Source organism: Nostoc sp. CHAB 5715 (genome assembly GCF_020829685.1).
Classification (GTDB): Bacteria; Cyanobacteriota; Cyanobacteriia; order Cyanobacteriales; family Nostocaceae; genus Nostoc.
Map to the genome: position 1 here is coordinate 1 of NZ_JAIVFR010000501.1, position 5,450 is coordinate 5,450.

The 5,450-nt window shown below is 41.9% G+C and carries 3 protein-coding genes; all 3 read right to left on the reverse strand.

Translation table 11 applies throughout. From position 1 onward, the window contains the following. Window positions 1–1,556: condensation domain-containing protein (locus tag LC574_RS24405; protein ID WP_229456138.1), on the reverse strand; the 1,556-nt coding region annotated here is incomplete at its 3' end. Continuing rightward, a complete protein-coding gene (locus LC574_RS24410) occupies window positions 1,553–5,284 on the reverse strand; it encodes an SDR family NAD(P)-dependent oxidoreductase (RefSeq protein WP_229456139.1) in 3,732 nt (1,243 codons plus the stop codon). The genes LC574_RS24410 and LC574_RS24405, both read right to left, overlap by 4 nt. A 38-nt stretch (window positions 5,285–5,322) precedes the next feature. After that, window positions 5,323–5,450 (reverse strand): uracil phosphoribosyltransferase (locus LC574_RS24415; protein WP_306422151.1); only part of this gene is annotated, 128 nt, incomplete at its 5' end.

Genomic DNA, 5,450 nt, shown 5'->3' on the forward strand with positions numbered 1-5,450 from the left:
AGTTTTTGCAAATAATGCGCTAGTTGATTTGCTCGTTGGCTTAATTCCCGATAACTTAGCTGTTGGTTTTCAAATACCACTGCGATCGCATCAGGTGTTTTCTCTACCTGCGCTTCAAATAATTCATGGATACATTGCTGTTGAGGGTATTCAACTTTTGTGTCATTCCATTTCCTAAGTATTTGATAACTTTCTTTTGAAGTCAACATCGGTAATTCCCGAAGTTTTGTTTTGGGGTTGGTGACAAAACCTTCTAACAAGGTTTCTAAATGCCCCAACATTCGACCAATAGTAGCGTTATCAAAGCAACGGGTATCGTATGAAATAGATAGATTCAATAAATCTGATTTAGGCGCTACATTCACGCTGAGAGGGTAGTTTGTCCAGTCAAATAATGACTGAGATTCATCGAATAACTGAGACTTGGCGATTCCTATGCTTTGGGCAAGCACTCCTTGATTGTAATCTACTAACTCATTTTCAAAATCTAAAATGCTATCAAATAGTTGTAAACCACGGGATATCTCACTCCACTGTTGAATTTTGACTAACGGGCTATATTCGTACTTACGCATCTCAACTTCTTCGGCTTGCAGCTTTTTCAGCCAAGGTGCGAGAAAAGCATCACTATCTACTTGTACTCGTAGGGGCAGTGTGTTGATAAAGAGTCCGACCATAGACTCTGCCTCCTGCAGTTGAGCAGGCCGACCTGAAGATGTGGCTCCAAAAACTACATCTGACTCCTTGCTGTAATGGCTTAGCAGCAAAGCCCAAGCTCCTTTGAGTACAATGTTTAAGGTAAGCTGATGCTTGCGTGCAAAAGATTTTAGGGCGGTTGTCAGAGATGCTGACACCTGAATTTGTTGTCTATCGTATTCTTCTTCTTGGTAAAAGTTGCTAGTTGAAATGTTACCCACCTCAATTGGTGTTGGTACAGTGAATCCTTTAAGTTTCTGTCGCCAGTAAGCTTCTGCCTTATGCAAGTCTTGCTGTTGTAGCCAAGCGATATATTCTCTATAGGGACGCGGACGTTCTAGATACAAATCTTTACCTTGACAGAAGGCTTGGTAAAATTCATAAAATTCCTTCCACAGCCAGTTGATAGACCACGTTTCCATCAGGATGTGGTGAAAACTGAAGACAAATTCATAAGTGTCATCAGCTACTTGAATCAATGTTATGCGGATGAGAGGAGCTTGGGAAAGTTCAAAGCCGCGATCGCCATCTGCTTTTAAAAAAACTTTTAGCTGCTTTTGTTGCTCTTGCAAGGATAATTTTCGCCAGTCTTGGAATTCCCAAGGCAAGTCTACTTGCCTATACACTATTTGATAGGGCTTATCAAGATCCTCCCAGTAGAACGAGGTACGCAAACTTGGGTGGCGATCTACAACTCGCTGCCAAGCTTTCTGGAAGGCTAAGACATCAAGCTGAGTTTGTAAGGTCAAGCAAGCCTGCTCGAAATACACTACAGAACTGGGTGCAGCAAGCTTGTGGAAAAGCATACCCTGCTGCATGGGTGAAAGTTCGTATATATCTTCAATATTATTTTGTTTCATGAGAAATTCTTCCTGTCTGATTGACCAACCTGAGCCAGTAACTTGCTTAAATTTTCTTGACTGATGTTTGCTAACGAAAAGTCTGAAGGAGTATATTCTCCTGTTTCGGTGGACTGACAGTGGTTAATGAGATACTGGAGCGCTTTTACAAAATTATGAGATAATTTTTCTATTGTCTCACGTCGATGCACATTAGAGCTATAGTGCCATTCCATTTGTAACTGGTCTTTAGCAACCCGCACATACATATGTAGCAAATGAGAAAAAGTTGTTCGTGGACTCATGCCCAATCCAGATGATTCTTCAGCCTGTTTGAACAAAGAAAACTGAGGCAAGCTTTTATCAAACTGACCAAGGTAAAGGAACATTACCTCTGGTTTGGGAAGTGCCCGAATTTTATCAATAATTTTTGCGTCTTCACTCAGATAGCGTAGTACTCCATAATCAACACCTTCGTTAGAAATACGACGAAGTTGCTCTTTGACGATTTTCAAGGCATCGCCTGGATTCTCAGCTTTTTCTAAATCTAAAAGTACAGGATAGAGAATAGTGAGCCAACCTACTGTCCGTGATGTATCCAAGTTATCAATATTACCTGTAGCTTCATCCCGTCCATTTGCTTCGAGTGTAACTTGTAGCAAGTTGACACCTGTCCACTCTGTAAAAGCCTGTACAAGAGCAGTAAGTAGAACTTCTTGTGTACTGGTTCGGTAAATTGCTGGAACCTCCTGAAGCAATGCCTGAGTATCTTGTGCATTCAGCACTGCTGACACAATTTGAACTGATCCAAAAGTGTTAACGCCTCCAAAATAATCTATTGGTAAACGACAGACCTGGTTGCGACGTTCACTCAGCCAGTAATTTTGACTTTTCTGTAACTTCGTTGAGTGAGCGTGTTCTTTGAGTTGCAAAGACCATTGTTTGAAGGAGTTTGATTTTTGTGGAAGCTGAATTGCCTTACCCTGGCTAAGCTGTTGATAAGCAGTCTCAAGATCCTCTAATAACACTCGCCAAGAAGTATCATCTATTACTAAGTGGTGGATGACGATTAGCAAGCGGCTTGACTTGTTGACACCCAGCTCAAATAGAACAGACCTCACAGTTGGTCCTTTTGAGAGGTTCAAGCTGGCTTGTAGTTGAGTAGCAGTTGCCTCCATCACAGATTTTTGAACTTCATCTGACAATGCCGATAAATCTATGTGTGTAAAGGGTACTACCTCTTCAGGATTCGCGTTAACCTGTTGCCAGCCAGATTCAGAGGGTATAAACCGAAGGCGAAGTGCATCATGGTGGATTAATATTTGCCGCAATGCTTGTTCAAATAAAGCTGGATTGATAACTTGCAGCGTTTCTAATAAAACTGATTGGTTCCAGTAGTGCGGTTCTGGTTGATTGTGTTCAAAGAACCAATGTTGGATAGGTGTCAGGGGTACCGGACCAGTTACTAAATCTTGTTCAGCCTGGACTACTTGGGTTGTGCTTATCACCTCTGCTAGTTTAGCAATTGTCTGTTGCTCAAACAATTGCTGAGGGGTTAGCCGAAAACCTGCTTTAGCAGCTCTAGCACTGACTTGAATACCAAGGACGGAGTCTCCACCCAACTCGAAAAAGTTATCGTGAATGCCTATTTGCTCAATACCAAGGAGTTCTTGCCAGATATTAGCAATGGTTTGCTCTATCTCATTTTTAGGAGCAACATAGGCATTATCTAAATCCGGTCTTGAGTAGAAAGAAGAGGAACTAGCTTTTTCTTGAGGTTGAGAGTCTTTATTAAATTCAAGCTTGACCCATCTTTTAATACTAGCTTGCAAATCTACAGTTGATGTCACTACTTGAGTCATACCTGTAGATAAAGCACGTTTAAAAACCTCTAAGCCTTCTTGCCTCGTCATCATCAAATCCTCACCTTTGGGCACGTTCACTGACACGGAGGATTCTTGAGTTATCCAATCGTCATAATTGATACTTAACCAAGGAACAAGACTTGTTTGATTATGTTTGTGTACAAAAGCATCCTTGAATATGTACGCTGCTGGATAAGCAGCCATGCCCAGTACTCCCAAAACAGAGGCTAGTGACGATATGATTACGCAGAAATCAAGCTCTTTTCTTTGTAAAACATTCTCTAATACAACTAATCCATAACTTGTAGAGCTTAATTGACTTTCACACTCAGTTTTACTTATCTGTTGAACAGTGCGAAACAACTTTATCCCTGCTGCATGGATGACACCGTGAACTTGACCAAAGCGTTTTGAAGCTTCAGTCATCACTGCTTGCATTTGTTCGAGATTAGCAATATTGGCGCGGCAAATGAGAACCTCAGCACCCAAAGCTTCCAATGCTTGCACTTTCTTGATTTTACGACTAATTTCATCGTTTTCATCATGAGTCGCTAGCCATTGTGACCACTCTTGTTTTGCAGGTAAACCGGAACGCCCTGTTAAGATGAGCTTGGCGTGTGCTGTCTGTGCCAGATATTCTGCTAATACCAAGCCAATCTCTCCCAAACCACCAGTAATCAGATACACTCCTGCTTCCCTGATGGGAATTTTTCTCTCATCTGGCTCCTCAAGGTGTATTGGCTCAAAAGTTTGCACCCATCGGTGTTTACCTCGGTAGGCAACCATATTCTCAGATGCCGTCTGGGTGAGTTCTGCTAAAAGTTGGTCTATGAGTTGATTTTCTTGCCTTGTTCCTGATTCTGGAATGACAACATCAATGTTACGACAGGTGATGTTGGGATACTCCTGGGGAATCACTTTACAAATTCCCATAACAGGTGCTTTTCCCGGGCACAACTTTTCATCCCCGTTTACCTCCTGCACATTGTTGGTCACTACAAGAATTTGTACAGCATCGGTAACTTCTTGTTTTCCTAACGCCTGCGCCAGGAAAAGCAGACTATAAAAACCATTATTCTGACATTCCTCAAAGAACTGATGAGAGGATTCTCCCTGCTCGTTTGGGATGAAACTCCAAAAATGGGCAATGGCATTTGGTTTTAAATCCAATGAGTCAAGTTCTTTAAGCAAGGCATCATACTCACAGCTTGCTTGTGGATTAATTGCATAAACACAATCATCTAGCTTAGTAAACTGCTGTCCTACCGTTACAGTGATAACTTCATGACCCTCTGTATTGAGTTTTTTGGCTATTTGTGAACCTACTCCAGTAGCATCAACAAACACTAACCAGCACAATTTTTGTTTTGATTTTAATGCTTTATAGTCAGAGCGTTTCCAGGAGGGGATGTAAAACCAGTCAGCAATGTTTGGTTTTTTCTGTAATGTTTGTTGTGATAGCGTAGCCAAAGCAGCTTCAGGATTAGCGTCAATCCAGTAACGTTGGCGCTCAAAAGGATACGTTGGTAGAGGGATGCGATAACGTTGCTCCGTAGCATAGAAACTAGACCAGTCTACTTTTACCCCAGCCAGCCAAAGCCGAGCCAATGTGTTTAGTAAAAATGCGACATCTGACTGTTGCTCATAGGAATGCCGTAGAGAGGGCAAAATCAGTGATGCTGCCCTATCGTCACTTTCTATACATTGCAGTGCGAAACTACTCAATGCCTGACCGGGACCAACCTCCAGTAAAATGGGGTTGTCTTTTTTCCATAACTCTTGCACTCCGGAAGCAAAGCGTACTGTTTGACATAGGTGCTTCACCCAATAACTAGGATCTGTTGCTTGCTTTGCTGTAATCCAAGTCCCCGTGACGTTGGACAAATAAGGAATTTTTGGTGGCTTAAGGCTGAATGTTTTGACTAAGTCCCAAAGATGCGATCGCCTGCATCTCCCAATCCCGGTACAATATACCCCTTGCTGTTAAGTTTTTCGTCAATAGTCGCCGTGTAAATTATTAAACTTGGATAAGCTGCACTCAATTTTTGCA